11 protein-coding genes are annotated in these 14,922 nt (G+C 70.3%); 6 read left to right on the top strand and 5 right to left on the bottom strand.

What is annotated here, in order from left to right; translation table 11 throughout:
- Positions 1 to 36 precede the first annotated feature (36 nt).
- The 3 genes from AC1DF3_RS07550 to AC1DF3_RS07540 are packed head-to-tail and all read left to right on the top strand — an operon-like array spanning position 37 to position 5,105.
- Complete coding sequence (locus tag AC1DF3_RS07550) at positions 37 to 2,772, top strand: winged helix-turn-helix domain-containing protein (protein WP_478139260.1); 2,736 nt, start codon at positions 37 to 39, stop codon at positions 2,770 to 2,772.
- A 31-nt stretch (positions 2,773 to 2,803) separates the two neighbouring features.
- Positions 2,804 to 3,634: an urease accessory protein UreD gene (locus tag AC1DF3_RS07545; protein ID WP_478139259.1), complete on the top strand. Its 831-nt coding sequence runs from the start codon at positions 2,804 to 2,806 to the stop codon at positions 3,632 to 3,634.
- 49 nt (positions 3,635 to 3,683) lie between these two features.
- On the top strand, positions 3,684 to 5,105 hold the full coding sequence (locus AC1DF3_RS07540; protein ID WP_478139258.1) for an MFS transporter: 1,422 nt from the start codon (positions 3,684 to 3,686) through the stop codon (positions 5,103 to 5,105).
- On the opposite strand, the gene AC1DF3_RS07535 is transcribed toward AC1DF3_RS07540, so the two are convergent.
- The 5 genes from AC1DF3_RS07535 to AC1DF3_RS07515 all read right to left on the bottom strand — a co-directional run bounded on the left by AC1DF3_RS07535 (position 5,095) and on the right by AC1DF3_RS07515 (position 9,873).
- Positions 5,095 to 5,781 (bottom strand): GntR family transcriptional regulator, encoded by a 687-nt coding sequence (locus AC1DF3_RS07535; protein ID WP_286536727.1) that lies wholly within the window; start codon positions 5,779 to 5,781, stop codon positions 5,095 to 5,097. The two genes, AC1DF3_RS07540 and AC1DF3_RS07535, sit on opposite strands and share 11 nt — an antisense overlap.
- Before the next feature lie 71 nt (positions 5,782 to 5,852).
- The gene (gene hydA, locus AC1DF3_RS07530; protein WP_286536728.1) at positions 5,853 to 7,307 is read right to left on the bottom strand and encodes a dihydropyrimidinase; all 1,455 of its coding nucleotides are present in this window, start codon (positions 7,305 to 7,307) and stop codon (positions 5,853 to 5,855) included.
- Positions 7,308 to 7,320: 13 nt separating this feature from the next.
- On the bottom strand, positions 7,321 to 8,046 hold the full coding sequence (locus AC1DF3_RS07525; protein ID WP_478139257.1) for an amino acid ABC transporter permease: 726 nt from the start codon (positions 8,044 to 8,046) through the stop codon (positions 7,321 to 7,323).
- Positions 8,047 to 8,087: 41 nt separating this feature from the next.
- Complete coding sequence (locus tag AC1DF3_RS07520; protein WP_286536730.1) at positions 8,088 to 8,918, bottom strand: ABC transporter substrate-binding protein; 831 nt, start codon at positions 8,916 to 8,918, stop codon at positions 8,088 to 8,090.
- Positions 8,919 to 8,976: 58 nt separating this feature from the next.
- On the bottom strand, positions 8,977 to 9,873 hold the full coding sequence (locus tag AC1DF3_RS07515; RefSeq protein ID WP_478139256.1) for a dihydrodipicolinate synthase family protein: 897 nt from the start codon (positions 9,871 to 9,873) through the stop codon (positions 8,977 to 8,979).
- A gap of 104 nt (positions 9,874 to 9,977) precedes the next feature.
- On the opposite strand from AC1DF3_RS07515, the gene AC1DF3_RS07510 reads away from it, so the two are divergent.
- Genes AC1DF3_RS07510 through AC1DF3_RS07500 form a run of 3 tightly spaced genes read left to right on the top strand, consistent with a single transcriptional unit; the run spans position 9,978 to position 14,921 of the window.
- Positions 9,978 to 12,923, top strand: a complete 2,946-nt coding sequence (locus tag AC1DF3_RS07510) for an FAD-dependent oxidoreductase (protein WP_478139255.1) — start codon at positions 9,978 to 9,980, stop codon at positions 12,921 to 12,923.
- A 4-nt stretch (positions 12,924 to 12,927) separates the two neighbouring features.
- Positions 12,928 to 14,190, top strand: a complete 1,263-nt coding sequence (locus AC1DF3_RS07505; RefSeq protein ID WP_478139254.1) for a M20/M25/M40 family metallo-hydrolase — start codon at positions 12,928 to 12,930, stop codon at positions 14,188 to 14,190.
- The gene (locus AC1DF3_RS07500; RefSeq protein WP_286536734.1) at positions 14,187 to 14,921 is read left to right on the top strand and encodes an amino acid ABC transporter ATP-binding protein; all 735 of its coding nucleotides are present in this window, start codon (positions 14,187 to 14,189) and stop codon (positions 14,919 to 14,921) included. Before AC1DF3_RS07505 ends, AC1DF3_RS07500 begins: the two co-directional genes overlap by 4 nt.
- The last annotated feature ends 1 nt before the right edge of the window (position 14,922 follow it).

Here is a 14,922-nt window from a genome sequence, read left to right as displayed (position 1 = left end):
CACACTTATCGCCCCTCGTTGCAGCAAGGAACCCCCATGGCGCGGGCGACAGGCAAGTCCGGAGACAGACCCGCATCGGCGGCCGTGCTGGTCGAATCGAAGCTCGCGCCGCCGCAGCTGTCGCTGCGCCTGCTCGCGCGCTCCGCGCTCTCGACGCGGCTGCACGCGGGCCTGATGCAGCGCGTGATCAGCGCGACCGCGCCGGCCGGCTACGGCAAGACCACGGCACTGGCCCAGTTCGTCGCACAGCTGGAGCCGCACGGCATCACCTGCGCCTGGCTCAGCCTCGACGCCGAGGACAACGATCCGCTGCATTTCGTGCGCTATGTCGCCGCCGCCCTGCACCACGCGGATGCCCGGCTCGGCCGCAGCGCGCTGGCGCAGACCGACGGCGGCACGATGGCCTCGCCCGATGCGGTGGTCGCCTCGCTGCTGCACGACCTCATGGGCCACGACCATCGGCTGCTGCTGGTGCTCGACGACTTCCACCTGGTGCATGACGACGGTGTGCACCGCAAGCTGGAATGGCTGATCGGCCACCTGCCCCCGACCATCGGCCTGGTCATCGCCAGCCGCACCCGGCTGCCGCTGTCGCTGAGCCAGCTGCGGCTGCGCGGCGAGTTGCTCGAGCTGGACGCCTCGCATTTCGGGCTCGGTCTCGACGAGGCCGCCGACTTCGTCGGCCGCGTCAGCGGCGCGCCGCTGGAGCGCAGCCAGCTCCAGACGCTGCACGAGCGCACCGAAGGCTGGATCGCCGGCCTTCAGCTGGCCTCGCTGGCCTTGCGCGAGAGCGGCGACCGGGGCGCGTTCCTGGCGGCGTTCTCGGGCACCGACCGCGACATCACGGACTACCTCGGCGAGCAGGTGCTCGACAGCCTGCGGCCCGCGCTGCGCGATTTCCTGCTCGACACGGCGGGGCTCGACCGCTTCTGCGCCGAGCTCTGCGACGAAGTGCTGCGGCGCGACGACAGCCATGCGATGCTGGCCGAGATCCAGGCCCGCAACCTGTTTCTCTCGGGGCTCGACCGCTCGCGCACCTGGTTCCGCTACCACCACCTGTTCGCCGACTACCTGCGCGGGCGCGGCAAGGAGCGCCCGGGCGAGGCGGCGCGGGCGATCTGCCTTCGCGCCAGCGACTGGTTCAACCGGCATCGGCTGCCGCACGAGGCGGTGCGCTATGCCTTCGACGGCCAGGACATCGAACGCGCCGCCGACCTGGTGGCGGAATTCTCGGGCGAGCTGGTGCAGTACCGCGGCGAGCACGCGACGCTGCTCGGCTGGCTCACGCGGCTGCCGCAGGCGCTGGTTCATGCGCGGCCCAAGATCCGCACCGGCCATGCCTGGTCGCTGGTGCTGACCCGACGCCATGCCGAGGCCGACCAGGAACTGCGCGCGCTCGAAAGCGCCTGCGCCGACGATGGCGACGACGGCGTGCGCTGCGTGGTCGAGATGATCCGGTGCGTGTACTTCGCACTGTCCGACCAGCCGCTCCTGGCCAAATCCGCGAGCGAGGCCTGGCTCAAGTCCTGGCCCCGGGCCGAAGCCTTCCGCACCGGCGTGGTGGCGAACGTGCTGGCGGCCGGCTGCTCGGCCACCGACGCCTTCGAGCAGGGCCTGCAGGCGCTCGCGATCGCGCGCCGCGCCTTCGAGGAATGCGGCGCCCACTACGGCCTGGCCTGGGCCAGCGCGCTGGCGATGGTGATCGCGATGCGGCGCGGCGACTTTGCCGAGGCAATGGCCCAGGCCCGCCTCGGCCTGGCGACTGTCGAGCCCAGCCTGGGCGTCGCTTCCTACGCGGGGTCGATGCTGACCTTGCTCGCGGCCGAGGTCTGCTACGAGCAGGGCGAGCTCGCGCAGGCCCAGCGCTACCTGGACCTCGGCCTGCCTTTCATCGACGAGCACGGACTGGTCGAGATGAGCGCCGCCGGCTACCTCACGCGGGCTCGGCTGCTGCGCGTGCGCGGTGACCTGGCGGGCGCCGACAGCTGCCTGCTCGAAGGCGAATCGCTCGGCCACCGCCTGAGGCTGCCGCGCCTGGCGCGCATCCTGGCCGCCGAGCGCTGCGTGCTGCGCCTTTCGGTGGCTTCGCTCGACGATGCGCTCAAGCTCGCGCAGTCCTACGGCTTCATCGGCCACGGCGGCGCGGCCCCGGCCGGTGCCGTGGCCGCCGAGGAAGACAGCGTCGACCTGGCCATCCTGCGGCTGCGGCTGGCCCAAGGCGGCGGCGCGCCCGTGGCCGGCGCCCTCAACGATGCGCTGCGGCGCGCCCATCGCGATGGCCACCAGGCGCAGCAGGCGCGCCTGCTGCTGCTGCGGGCCCTGCACCAGCAGCGCTCGCACGACAAGGCCCTGGCGCTGCGCACGCTCGACGATGCGCTGGCCCTGGCCGCCCGCTGCGGCCTGCTGCGCAGCCTGGTCGATGCCGAGCCGCAGCTGCTCGACCTGGTCGAGTCGATCGCCGCCCGGCGGCCGGTGGCATCGCCCGGCGTCGACGACTACCTGCGCCGCCTGCTCGCAGCCGCGGGCCGCACGCCGGTCGCCGCCGCGGCGCCGGAGCCGCCGCACGAGCGCAGCGAGGCCGAGGAACTGACCGAGCGCGAGATCAAGATCCTGCGGCTTCTCAAGGCCGGCCTCGGCAACCGCGAGCTGGCACAGAGCCTGTTCCTCTCGGAGGCCACCGTGAAATGGCACCTCCACAACATCTTCGCCAAGCTGGGCGTCAAGAACCGGATCGGCGCGCTGGCCCGGGCGCAAGAGAAGTCGCTGCTCTGAGTCGCTCCTCCGAGTCCCTACACTCGCTGGCATGCCCTGGCACGCGCGACTCGACCTCGACTACCAACTTGAACACGCCCGCAGCGTGGCCCGCTTTCGCCACGAAGGCCCGCTGCGCATCCTGCAGAGCCTCTACCCCGAGGGCGATGCGGTCTGCCACAACGTGCTGGTGCACCCGCCCGGCGGGCTGGTCGGCGGCGACACGCTGGACATCCGGGTGCGCGCCGCAGCCGGCAGCCACGGGCTGATCACCACCCCCGGCGCCTCGCGCTTCTACCGCTCGGACGGCGAGCTGGCGCTGCAGCGCACCGACCTGCACCTCGAGACCGGTGCCCGACTCGAATGGCTGCCGCTGGAGGCGATCTGCTTCAGCGGCTGCCGGGCCGAGAACCGGCTGACCCTGCGCGTCGCCGAGGGCGCCGAGCTGATCGGCTGGGACGTCACGGCGCTCGGGCTGCCGAACGCGGGCAAGCCCTTCGAACACGGCACGCTGCAGCAGCACATCGAGGCGCCGGGCCGATGGCTGGAGCGCGGGCGCATCGACGCCGCCGATGGGCGCCTGCTGCAGAGCCCGCTCGGGCTCGCGGGGCAGCGCTGCCTGGCGTCGATCTTCTTCGTCGCCGGCACGCCGCTGCCGCGCGCGCGGCGCGATGCGGCGCTCGACGCCGCCCGCGCGCTGATCGAAGCACATGCGTTGAACGAGCGTGCCGGCGCCACCAGCCCGCATCCGGAGATCATCGTGCTGCGCGTCCTGGCCCCGGTGGTCGAGCCGGCGATGCAGCTGCTGCGCCAGGTCTGGAAGGCGTGGCGGGCCGAGCTCTGGCACATGACCGGCGAGCCGCCGCGCATCTGGTCGATGTAGGGTTCTCGTCCGACGGAGACCCGCCGCGACACTGCCTAGACTGGCCGCGATGACCCGCACCGACATCCCGGCCCGTCTCGACCGCCTGCCCTGGTCGCGCTGGCACTGGCGCGTGGTGATCGCGCTCGGCGTGGCCTGGGTGCTCGACGGGTTGGAGGTGACCCTGGTCGGATCGATCGGCGGCGTGCTCGAACGGCCCGACACCTTGGGCTTGAGCGGGGCGCAGATCGGCTGGACCGGCTCGCTCTACATCGGCGGCGCCGTGATCGGTGCACTGGTGTTCGGTCGCCTGGCCGATCGTCTGGGCCGCAAGAAGCTGTTCCTCATCACCTTGGCGGTCTATGCCGCGGCCACGCTGGCCACCGCCTTCTCGCCCAACTTCGTCTTCTTCGCGCTGTGCCGTTTCGCCACCGGCCTGGGCATAGGCGGCGAGTACGCGGCCATCAATTCGGCCATCGACGAGCTGATCCCGGCGCGGGTGCGCGGCCGCGTCAACCTGGCGATCAACGGCAGCTTCTGGATCGGCGCCGCGCTCGGCGCCGGGCTGAGCCTGTGGCTGCTCGATCCGCAGGTGCTCGGCCCGGTGTGGGGCTGGCGCGCCGCCTTCGGGCTCGGCGCGCTGCTGGCCGTGGCCATCCTGCTGGTGCGGCGCGACGTGCCCGAGAGCCCGCGCTGGCTGATCGCGCACGGCCGCGCCGAGGAAGCCGAGCGCATCGTGCAGCGGATCGAGGCGCAGGTGAGCGCGCAGCACGGGCCGCTCGCGCCGGCGGTCGGCCACCTGAGCTTGGGCGGCCGCGCCAGCCCCGCCTGGCGCGAGGTGGCCCAGGTGCTGCTGCGGCGCTACCCGCGGCGCAGCGCGGTGGCGCTGGCATTGATGATTTCGCAGGCCTTCTTCTACAACGCGATTTTCTTCACCTACGCGCTGGTGCTGACCCGCTTCCACGGCGTGCCGGCCGAAAGGGTCGCGCTCTATATCTTCCCCTTCGCGCTCGGCAACGTGCTCGGCCCGCTGCTGCTGGGCCCGCTGTTCGACCGCGTCGGCCGGCGCCGGATGATCGCGCTGACCTATGTGCTGTCGGGGGTCGGCCTGGCGCTGACCGGCTGGGCCTTCATGCAGGGATGGCTCGACGCCCGCAGCCAGGCGCTGTGCTGGTCGGCCGTGTTCTTTCTCGCATCGGCGGCCGCCAGTTCGGCCTACCTCACGGTCAGCGAGGTGTTTCCGCTCGAGATGCGCGCGGTCGCGATCTCGATCTTCTATGCGGTGGGCACCGGCGCCGGCGGCTTCGTCGCGCCGGTGCTGTTCGGCGCGCTGATCGACACCGGCAGCCGGGGCGCGGTCGCCGTCGGCTACGCGATCGGCGCCGGGCTGGTGATCTTCGCGGGCCTGCTGGCCTTGCGCTACGCCGTCGATGCCGAGCGCAAGCCGCTGGAGGAGGTGGCGCCGCCGCTCGGCTCGGACCTCACTCGATGATCGCGCGCTTGACGTCTTCCTGAAGGCTGCGCAGGTGTTCGCGCATCGCGGCCCGTGCGCGCTCGGGGTCGCGCGCACGCAAGGCCTGGATGATCTCGCCGTGCTCGTCGTGGTTCTCGCGCTGGCGATGCAGCGGACTGTGCAGGCGGAACAGCCGCGCATTGACCCGCAGCTCTTCGACCAGCCGCGGAAACACCACGTTGCCGCTGGCCGTCGAGATGAGCTGGTGGAAGCGGTCGTCGAAATGCCAGTGGTCGGTCTCGTCGTGGTCGCCGCTGTCGAGCGCCTTGAGGTCGGCTTCGAGCGCGTCGATCTCGGCATCGGTGATCTTGCCGACCGCCAGCACGATCGCCTCGCACTCGATCACCTCGCGCGCGCGCATGCAGTCGAAGTACTCCTTGGTGCCCAGGGCCCGCACCGCATAGGAGCGCGCGTCGCGCCGCACCAGCAGGCCCTCGCCGGCCAGCCGCACCAGCGCCTCGCGCATCGGCGTGCGCGAGATGCGCAGGTCTTCCGCCAGACGCCCCTCCTGCAGCGGACTGCCGGGCGATATCTTGCGGTCGAGGATCAGCGTGCGCAGGCTCGCATAGGCCTGCTCGGCCAGGCTGGCGGAGCGCACCTCGAGCGGTGCGATGGTGATGGTGGCGGGTTGCGCGGGGCTGGGGAGGCTTGGCATGCGGAGATGGACGGTTTCCACGAAGGGACGGGGAAAAGCTTAGCAGGCCGATGCGGTGCGACGCGAAAACTTCAAAGCCACTTGTCGAGCGGGTTGGTCGCATTGGGCGCGCGCGGCCGCAGGCAGGGCTGGAACTGGCCCGAGCCGGCCGCCGCCGAGAACACGCCGTCCTGCCAGACCACCCGGCCGCGCGACACCGTGACGCCGGGCCAGGCCCGCAGCTTCATGCCTTCGTAGGGCGTGTAGTCGGCCGCATGGTGGAGCATGTCGTTGGCGATGACTTTCTCGTTGCCTTCGGCGAAGACGTCCCAGACCACGAAGTCGGCATCGCCGCCGACCGCGATCGTGCCCTTTTTCGGATAGAGCCCGTAGAGGCGCGCCGGGTTGGTGGCCGTGAGCTCGACGAAGCGGTGGATGTCGATGCGCCCGGCCATCACGCCTTCGCTCATCAAGAGCGGCAGCCGGGTCTCGACGCCCGGAATGCCGTTCGGGATGCGGTCGAACGAGGCGTCGTCGCCGGCCACCCGCTTGCCGTCGCTGCCTTGCATGTTGAACGGCGCGTGGTCGGACGAGAAGATCGTGAACAGCCCGCTCGACAGGCCGTTCCAGATGAACTGCTGGTTGCCCTTGTCGCGCGGCGGCGGGCTGCAGATGCAGCGCGCGCCATGCATCGGGTCGTCGGGATCGATCCCCAGGTCTTCCGCGCTCAGGAACAGGTACTGCGGGCAGGTCTCGGCATGGATCGGCAGCCCGCGCCCGCGCGCCCAGTGGATCTGCTCGACCGCCTCCCGGCCCGAGACGTGGACGATCAGGATCGGGGTGTCGATCAGCTCGGCCAGCGCGATCGCGCGGTGGGTGGCCTCGCGCTCGACCGCCATCGGCCGCGAGCTCGAGTGGTAGCGCGGCGCGGTCAGGCCGGCATCGAGCAGCTGCTCGGTCAGCCAGGCGATGCAGTCGCTGTTCTCGGCGTGGATCATGGTCATCGCGCCGTGTTTGCGCGCCACCGCCAGCACCTCGATGATCTGCCGGTCGGCCAGCTTCAGGTCGTCGTAGGTCATGTAGATCTTGAAGGAGGTGTAGCCCTTCTCGATCAGGGCCGGCAGCTCGCGCTGCGTCACGTCCTTGGTGGCATCGGCGACGATCAGGTGGAAGGCGTAGTCGATCACCGCCTTGCCTTCGGCGCGGCGGTGGTAGTCGTCGACCGCCTCCTGGATGCTGTGGCCCTTCTGCTGCGCCGCGAACGGCAGCACCGTGGTGGTGCCGCCGCAGGCCGCCGAGCGGGTGCCGGTGAAGAAGTCGTCGGCAAAGCGCGAGCCGTCGCTGGTCGGCTGGTCGAAATGGCAGTGGCCGTCGACGCCGCCGGGCGTGACCAGCCGGCCCGCGGCATCGATCTCGCGCGCGGCGCTGCCGTCGAGCTGCTGCGCGATGGCGCAGATGCGGCCGTCGCGCACGCCGATGTCGGCGCGGTAGCGGTCGCCCACGGTCGCGATGTCGGCGTTTCGAAGGATCAGGTCGTAGGTGTTCATGGCGCGGTTCCGGCTAGCGTTGTTCGAGCACCGCGGCGTCTGGCACCACCGGCGCGCCGGTGCTGGCGTTGCCGTAGGCGCGTCCGTAGTGGCGCTCGATCCGGCGCTGGATGAAGTCCCACACCGTGGTCATCAGCAAGTAGTAGATGGCGGCCACCACGAACAGCTCCAGCACCATGAACTTCTCCTGGATCAGCACCTGGGTCCGGCGCAGCAGTTCTTCCATCGATATCACCGAGGTGATCGAGGTGGTCTTGAGCAGGCCGTTGATGCTGTTGCCCAAGGTCGGGATGATCAGCCGCATCGCCTGCGGCATCACGATGTAGCGCATCGCCTGGGCGCTGCTGAAGCCGACCGCCCGCGCGGCGTTGGTCTGGCCGGCGGGCACCGACTGGATGCCGCCGCGCACCACCTCCGCCAGGTAGGCGGCTTCGTTCAGGATCAGGCCCAGCAGCGCCGACTCGACCACCGACAGCTTGAGCCCGAGCTGCGGCAGCCCGGTGTAGATGATGATCAGCTGCACCAGCAGCGGCGTGCCGCGGAAGACCCAGATGTAGAAGTGGGCCGGCGCCGCCAGCCACGGGTGGCGCGACAGTCGGGCCAAGGCCAGCGCACACCCCACGGCCAGGCCGCCCGCGATCGACGCGAGGGTGAGCCAGAGCGTGGTCAGCGCGCCGCTCAGGATGTACGGATTGAACAGATAGTCGGCAAACCCCGACCAGCTCCAGCCTTGTCCCATGGACTTCCCTTTTCTGACTCGATGGTGTGGGTGCGGACCGATCAGCTCGCCGGGCCCTTGACGACCACGGCGCCGTCGATGGCCTTCACGCCGTACTGGTCGAACAGCTTCTGGAAGCTGCCGTCGGCCTTCATGTCGTTGAGGGCCTTGGCCATGGCGACCGACAGTTCCTTGTTCTTGGCGGCCAGCGCGACCGGGGTCGGGAACAGGCCGTTCAGCACGCGGTCGAAGTCGCCGCGCTTCTGGTATTCGGCCCCGGTCGAGTCGATCGACAGCGCCACCTCGACCTGGCCTGCGCGCAGCGCCTGGAAGGCCATGGCGAAGTTCTCGAAGGTGCGGATGGTCATGCCCTTCATGCCCTTGTCGGTCAGCTGCTTGTCGAGCTCGCGCGCCTTGCGCTCTTCGAAGCCGCCGATCTCGACGCCGATGCTCTTGCCCGACAGGTCCTCGGGCTTGGTGATCTTGAGCGGGTTGCCCTTGGCGGTGCTGATGCTGATCGCCTGGTCTTCGTAGGGCAGCATCTGCATCAGCTTGGCGCGCTCGTCGGTGTAGAAGATGCCCGTGTTGATGACGTCCCAGCGCCCGGCCTGCAGGCCCGGGATCATGGCCGAGAACTCGATGCGCACGTACTCGGGCGTCAGGCACAGGCGCTTGGCGATCGCCTCGCCGAGCTCCACCCGCATGCCCTTGAGGGCGCCGGTCTGGTCGACGAACTGCATCGGCGGCAGGGTCGGGTTGACCGACATGGTCAGGGTGCCCTTCTTGACCAGGGCCGAGTCGGGCACCGCCGGCTTGCAGGCCTGGGCGTTCGCCAGCCCCGTGCCGAGGATGAAAAGAGCCGTGGCCGATGTGAGAGCGGGAAGCAGTTTCATGGTGGTTTCCTGGTGGAGATGGAACGAAGCGAAAGGTGGGAACGGGGTCGGGCGCCGACTACGCGGCAATGGAGCCGAGCAGGCCCAGGCGGTCGAGTTCACGCCGCAGGTCGACGGCATCGGCCTCTGGCAGCGGCAGGCGCGGCGCCCGCGGCTTGCCGACCGGCAGGCCCATCATCGTGAGGCCGTCCTTCGACGCGGCGACGTAGCGGTGGCCGCCGACCCAGCGCACGATCGGCAGCATCTCCTTGTAGAGCGCCAGCGCCGCGGGCATGTCCTGCTTGTCGGCCACGAGTTCGAACAGGCGGGCCGACATCTTCGGGATCAGGTTCGAGCAGACCGCGACCCAGCCCTGGGCGCCGAGCCAGAACGACTCGTAGCCCAGGATGCCGGCGAACACCGTCATGCGGTCGCCGCACAACTCGATGATGTCGCGCACCCGGGTGACCTCGAGCGTCGACTCCTTGATGTACTTGCAGTTGTCGATGCGCGAGAGGCGCGCCACCAGCTCGGGCTTGAGGTCGACATTGGCCGTGGCCGGATTGTTGTAGACCATGATCGGCACGCTGATCGCCTCGCCCACCTTGCGGTAGTGCTCGAACAGCTCGTCGTCGGTGGGGGTGCTGTAGAACGGCGGAATGATCATGACGCCGTCGGCGCCCATGGTCTCGGCCTCGCGGCTCAGCCGCACGCACTCGTCGGTCCATTCGGCGCCGGTGCCGATCAGCACGGGCACGCGTTTTGCAGCGGTCTGCACACAGGTTTCGATCACCAGCTGCCGCTCGTCCGGCGTCAACGACAGGAATTCGCCGGTGCTTCCCAGGGGGATCAGCCCGTGGATGCCCTCCTCGATCTGCCAGTCGACCAGCTTCTTCAGGGCCGGCACGTCCACGTGCTTTCCGTCGGCGGTCATGGGGGTGATCAGCACCGTATAGGTGCCTCGGAACGCTGTCATTGCCAGTCCTCGGTGAAAAATCGGGTGACGAAGTATTTGTATACGGTTAGTATACGTATACATTGAACCATGTCAAAGTGGTTTTTTTGCTTCGCACCGAATTCATGAGCGCCAGACTGACCCATTCCTCCATCGCCACCGGCGGACGCCCGATCCGCTTCTGGTACGACGGCCAGCCCGTCGACGGACTCGAAGGAGAGACCGTCGCCGCCGCGCTTGCGGCCAGCCACCTGCGGCAGCTGCGGCCCACGCGCGACGGCGGTAGGCGCGGCCTCTACTGCGGCATGGGCGCCTGCTTCGACTGCCTGGTGACGATCGACGGCCAGGCCAGCCAGCGTGCCTGCCTGACCAAAGTGGCGCACGGCCAGCAGATCCGCTCGACGATGCCGGCCGGGATGCCGGAAGATCCGCTGATGCCCCTGGCACCCGATGCGGGGGCCGAGCCGGCGCAGCGCGAGGTCGACGTGCTGGTGGTCGGGGCCGGCCCGGCTGGCCTGTCGGCGGCCCTCGCGGCCCGGCGCGCCGGGGCCCGCGTGCTGGTGCTCGACGAACGGCTGCAGTCCGGCGGCCAGTTCTACAAGCCGCTGGCGCCGTCGCACCGGGCCGCCAGCCCGCCCGACCGGCAGTTCGCGGACGGCCTCGCGCTCGAGCGCGAGGTGCTCGCCTCCGGCGTGGCAATCCATCAGGGCGCCCAGGTCTGGGCGGCTTTCTCGCCGAACGAAGTCAGCGCCCTGATCGACGGCCGGGCCACCCACATCCGCTGCCGGCAACTGGTGATCGCGCCCGGCGCCTACGAGCGGCCGGTGCCCTTCCCCGGCTGGACCTTGCCGGGCGTGATGACGACGGGCGCCGCCCAGACCCTGGCACGCGCCTACCGGGTCGCGCCAGGCCGCCGCGTGGTGATCGCCGGCAACGGACCGCTGAACCTGCAGCTCGCAGCCGAACTGCTGGCCGGCGGCGCCGAGGTCGTGGCGGTGCTCGAATCGGCCAGCCGCCCGAGCATGCGCGACTGGCGGCAGCTGCTCGCTGCCGCGCGCACCGCGCCCGATCTGTTGCGCCAGGGCTGGAGCTATATGCGCCAGCTGCGCGCCCGCAACGTGCCGCTGCTGTGGGGCCATGCGGTGGTCGCAGCCGAAGGCACGGATGAACTGCAGGCCGTGCAGGCCGCTCGGCTCGACGCCTACGGCGCAGCCACGCCCTCCCCGGCGCTGCGTTTCGAGGCCGACACGCTGTGCCTGGGCTACGGCTTCATCCCCTCGACCGAACTGGCGCGCATGCTGGGCTGCGAGCACCGCGTTGCCGAGCGGCACCTCGGCTACCTCGCGACAGTCACAGGCGACGACGGGGCGACCAGCCTGCCGGGTGTGTTCGTGGTCGGCGACGGTGCCGACATGGGCGGCTCGCGCGTGGCCCTGGCGCGCGGCACGCTGGCCGGCGTGGCGGCGGCGCGCAACCTCGGCCTGCGGGCGTCCGACCCGTTGAAGGCGCAGGGCCGGCTGCGCCAGGCCGAATGCTTCCAGCAGGCGCTGTGGTCGCTCTACGAAGCGCCGCCCGTCGCGCTGGCCGCGGTCAGCGACGACACGCTGCTGTGCCGCTGCGAGGAGATCAGCTTCGGCTCGGTGCGCGAACAGATCCGCGCCGGCCGCGACACGCTCGCCGCGCTGAAGCGCAACACGCGGCTCGGCATGGGACGCTGCCAGGGCCGCTATTGCGCGGTCACGGCGGCGAAGCTGGTCAGCGAGATGACGGGCCGGCCGCTCGAGGTCGAGCAGTACTTCGCGCCCCGGCCGCCGGCCAAGCCGGTGCCGGCCGGCGCGCTCGGCTTCGAGAAGCCCGAATGGGGCGGACACAAGCCCGCGATCACGCCGAACCTCGCTCGGCCGGTCGAGCACGCCCCCTTCGGCACGGTCCGCACCGACGTGCTCGTGATCGGCGCCGGCGTGCTCGGCTCCTGCCTGGGCTACTACCTGTCGAAGGCCGGCCAGGACGTCACCGTGGTCGATCGCGACGACGTCAACCTGCAGGCCTCGGGCGCCAACGCGGGCAGTCTGCACGTGCAGCTGCTGTCCTTCGACTTCGGTGCCAAGGCGCAGCAAGGCGGCGGCCCGGCCGCGGCCACCCTGCCGCTCGGGCCGATGTCGGTGCGGCTGTGGCAGGCCATCGAGGCCGACTGCGGCGAAGACCTCGAGATCAAGATCACCGGTGGCCTGATGGTGGCCGACAGCGAGGCCGGCATGCGCTTCATCGAGGCCAAGGCCGCGCTCGAACGCAGCCACGGCATCGATGCCCAGGTGATCGACGGCAGCGAACTGCGCCGGCTCTCGCCCGCCCTGTCGGACCAGCTGCTGGGCGCCGAACTGTGCCCCATGGAGGGCAAGATCAATCCGCTGCGCGCGACCTACGCAGTGGCGACGCGCGCCCAACAGCAAGGCGCGCGCTTCCTGCGCGGCTGCGACGTGCGCGAGATCGAACGCCTGCCCGGCGACGGTGCCGGCTTCGTGGTCCACACCTCGCGCGGCACGATCCACGCGGGCCGCGTGGTGAACGCCAGCGGCGCATGGTCGAGCACGGTCGGCGACATGCTCGGCGTGAAGATTCCGGTCAAGGGCGCGCCGCTGCAGATGATCGTGACCGAGCCGGCCCCGCCGCTGGTCAACCACCTGATCGCCCACGCCGACCGGCACCTGAGCCTCAAGCAGGCGGCCACCGGCGGCCTGATCATCGGCGGCGGCTGGACCGCCGCCTTCCACGAAGGCATGCGATTGAACCGCGCCGAGCGCGCCAGCATCGAGGGCGGCCTGTGGGTGGCCCGGCAGGTTCTGCCGGCCGTCAGCGGCCTGCACATGGTGCGCTGCTGGGCCGGCATGAACGTCAACATCGACGGCGCGCCGATCATCGGCGGCGTGCCCGGCCTGCCCGGCTTCTACAACGCGGTGACCTCGAACGGCTACACGCTGGCGCCGGTCACCGCCCGCCTGGTCGCCGACCTGATCGTGCACGGGCGCACCGACATCGACATCACCCCTTTTTGCATCGACCGCTTCCTTTGACCCCATGACCGACCGTTCATCCGCGCGCGCCGTGCTGCGCCAATACATCGACACCCATTTCGACCATCAGGTCGAGACCCTGGCGCGCCTGGTGCAATGCCCCTCCGACAACCCGCCCGGCGACTGCGCGCCGCACGCCGAACTCACGGCGCGGCTGCTCGAAGCCATGGATTTCGAGGTCGAGCGCCACCCGGTGCCGGCCGGATTCGCGCAGCAGCACGGCATGCGCAGCGTGACCAACCTGATCGTCCGCCAGCGCTTCGGCGACGGGCCGGTGGTGGCGCTCAACGCCCACGGCGACGTGGTGCCGCCCGGCGCGGGCTGGACCGGCTCACCCTACGGCGGCGAGGTGCGCGACGGCTGGCTGTATGGCCGGGGCGCGGCGGTGTCGAAGTCGGACTTCACCACCTACGCCTTCGCCCTGCGAGCGCTCAAGGCGCTGCGCGCGTCGGGCACCGCGCTCGCCGGCACGGTCGAGCTGCACCTGACCTACGACGAGGAGACCGGCGGCATGACCGGCCCTGGATGGATCCTGTCGCAGGGACTGAGCCGGCCGGACTACGTGATCTCGGCCGCCTTCTCGCACCACGTGGTGGTGGCCCACAACGGCTGCCTGCATCTGGAAGTGACGCTGCGCGGCAAGTCGGCGCACGCGGCGCGGCCCGACACCGGCACCGACGCGATCGAGGCCGCGGCCACCTTGCTGCCCGCGCTGTACCGCCATCGCGACCGGCTGGCCGAGCGGCCTTCGCAGACCCCCGGCATCACGCACCCGACGCTGGTCGTCGGCCTGATCGAGGGCGGCATCAACACCAACGTGGTGGCCGACACCCTGACGTTGCGAATCGACCGCCGCATCGTGCCGGAGGAAGTGCCCGAAGCGGTCGAAGCCGAGCTGCGCCAGGTGATCGAAGACACCTGCCGTGCGTTGCCGGGGATCGCCGTCGAGATCCGGCAGATCCTGCTGGCCCGCCCGTTCGCGCCCGCGCCGGGCGCCAAGGCGTTCGCCGACTTGATGTGCCAGGAGGCGAGCGCCGTGATGGGCAAGCCCGTGACGCCGATCGGCGTGCCGCTCTACACCGATGCCCGCCTCTACAGCGAAGCCGGCATCCCGACCGTCATGTACGGCGCCGGGCCCGAGTCGCTGCTCGAGGCCAACGGCCATCGCGCCGACGAGCGCGTACCGCTCGACGAACTGCGGCGCGCCACGGTCGTGGTCGCCAACACGCTCCTGCAACTCCTGACCCAGCCAGAGGAAACCCGATGATCGAAATCAACCAGGTGAGCAAGTGGTACGGCGCCTTCCAGGTGCTGACCGACTGCACGACCCGCATCCAGAAGGGCGAGGTGGTGGTGGTCTGCGGCCCCTCGGGCTCCGGCAAGTCGACGCTGATCAAGTGCGTGAACGCGCTGGAGCCGTTCCAGCAGGGCAAGATCGAGGTCGATGGCGTGTCGGTCGGCGACCCGAAGATCAACCTCAACCGGCTGCGCTCGCGCGTCGGCATGGTGTTCCAGCACTTCGAGCTGTTCCCCCACCTGTCGATCGAGCAGAACCTGTCGATCGCCCAGGTCAAGGTGCTCAAGCGCTCGGCCAGCGAAGCCCGCACCCGCTCGATGGCGCTGCTCGAACGGGTCGGCATGAAGGCCCATTCGCACAAGTATCCGTCGCAGCTCTCGGGTGGGCAGCAGCAGCGCGTGGCGATCGCGCGCGCCCTGGCGATGGACCCGATCGCGATGCTGTTCGACGAGCCCACCTCGGCGCTCGACCCCGAGATGGTCAACGAAGTGCTCGACGTCATGGTGCAACTCGCCCGCGAGGGCATGACCATGATGTGCGTCACCCACGAGATGGGCTTCGCGCGCAAGGTGGCCCACCGCGTGATCTTCATGGACCGCGGCAGCATCGTCGAAGACTGCGCCAAGGAGGAGTTCTTCGGCAACCCGGCCGCGCGCTCGGACCGGGCACAGCAGTTCCTGTCGAAGATCCTCCAGCACTGAG

The sequence above is a fragment of the Variovorax sp. 10N432 genome, from assembly GCF_056394465.1.
Note: the sequence above shows the minus strand (reverse complement) of the source record. Positions and strands in the feature narration are given on the sequence as shown.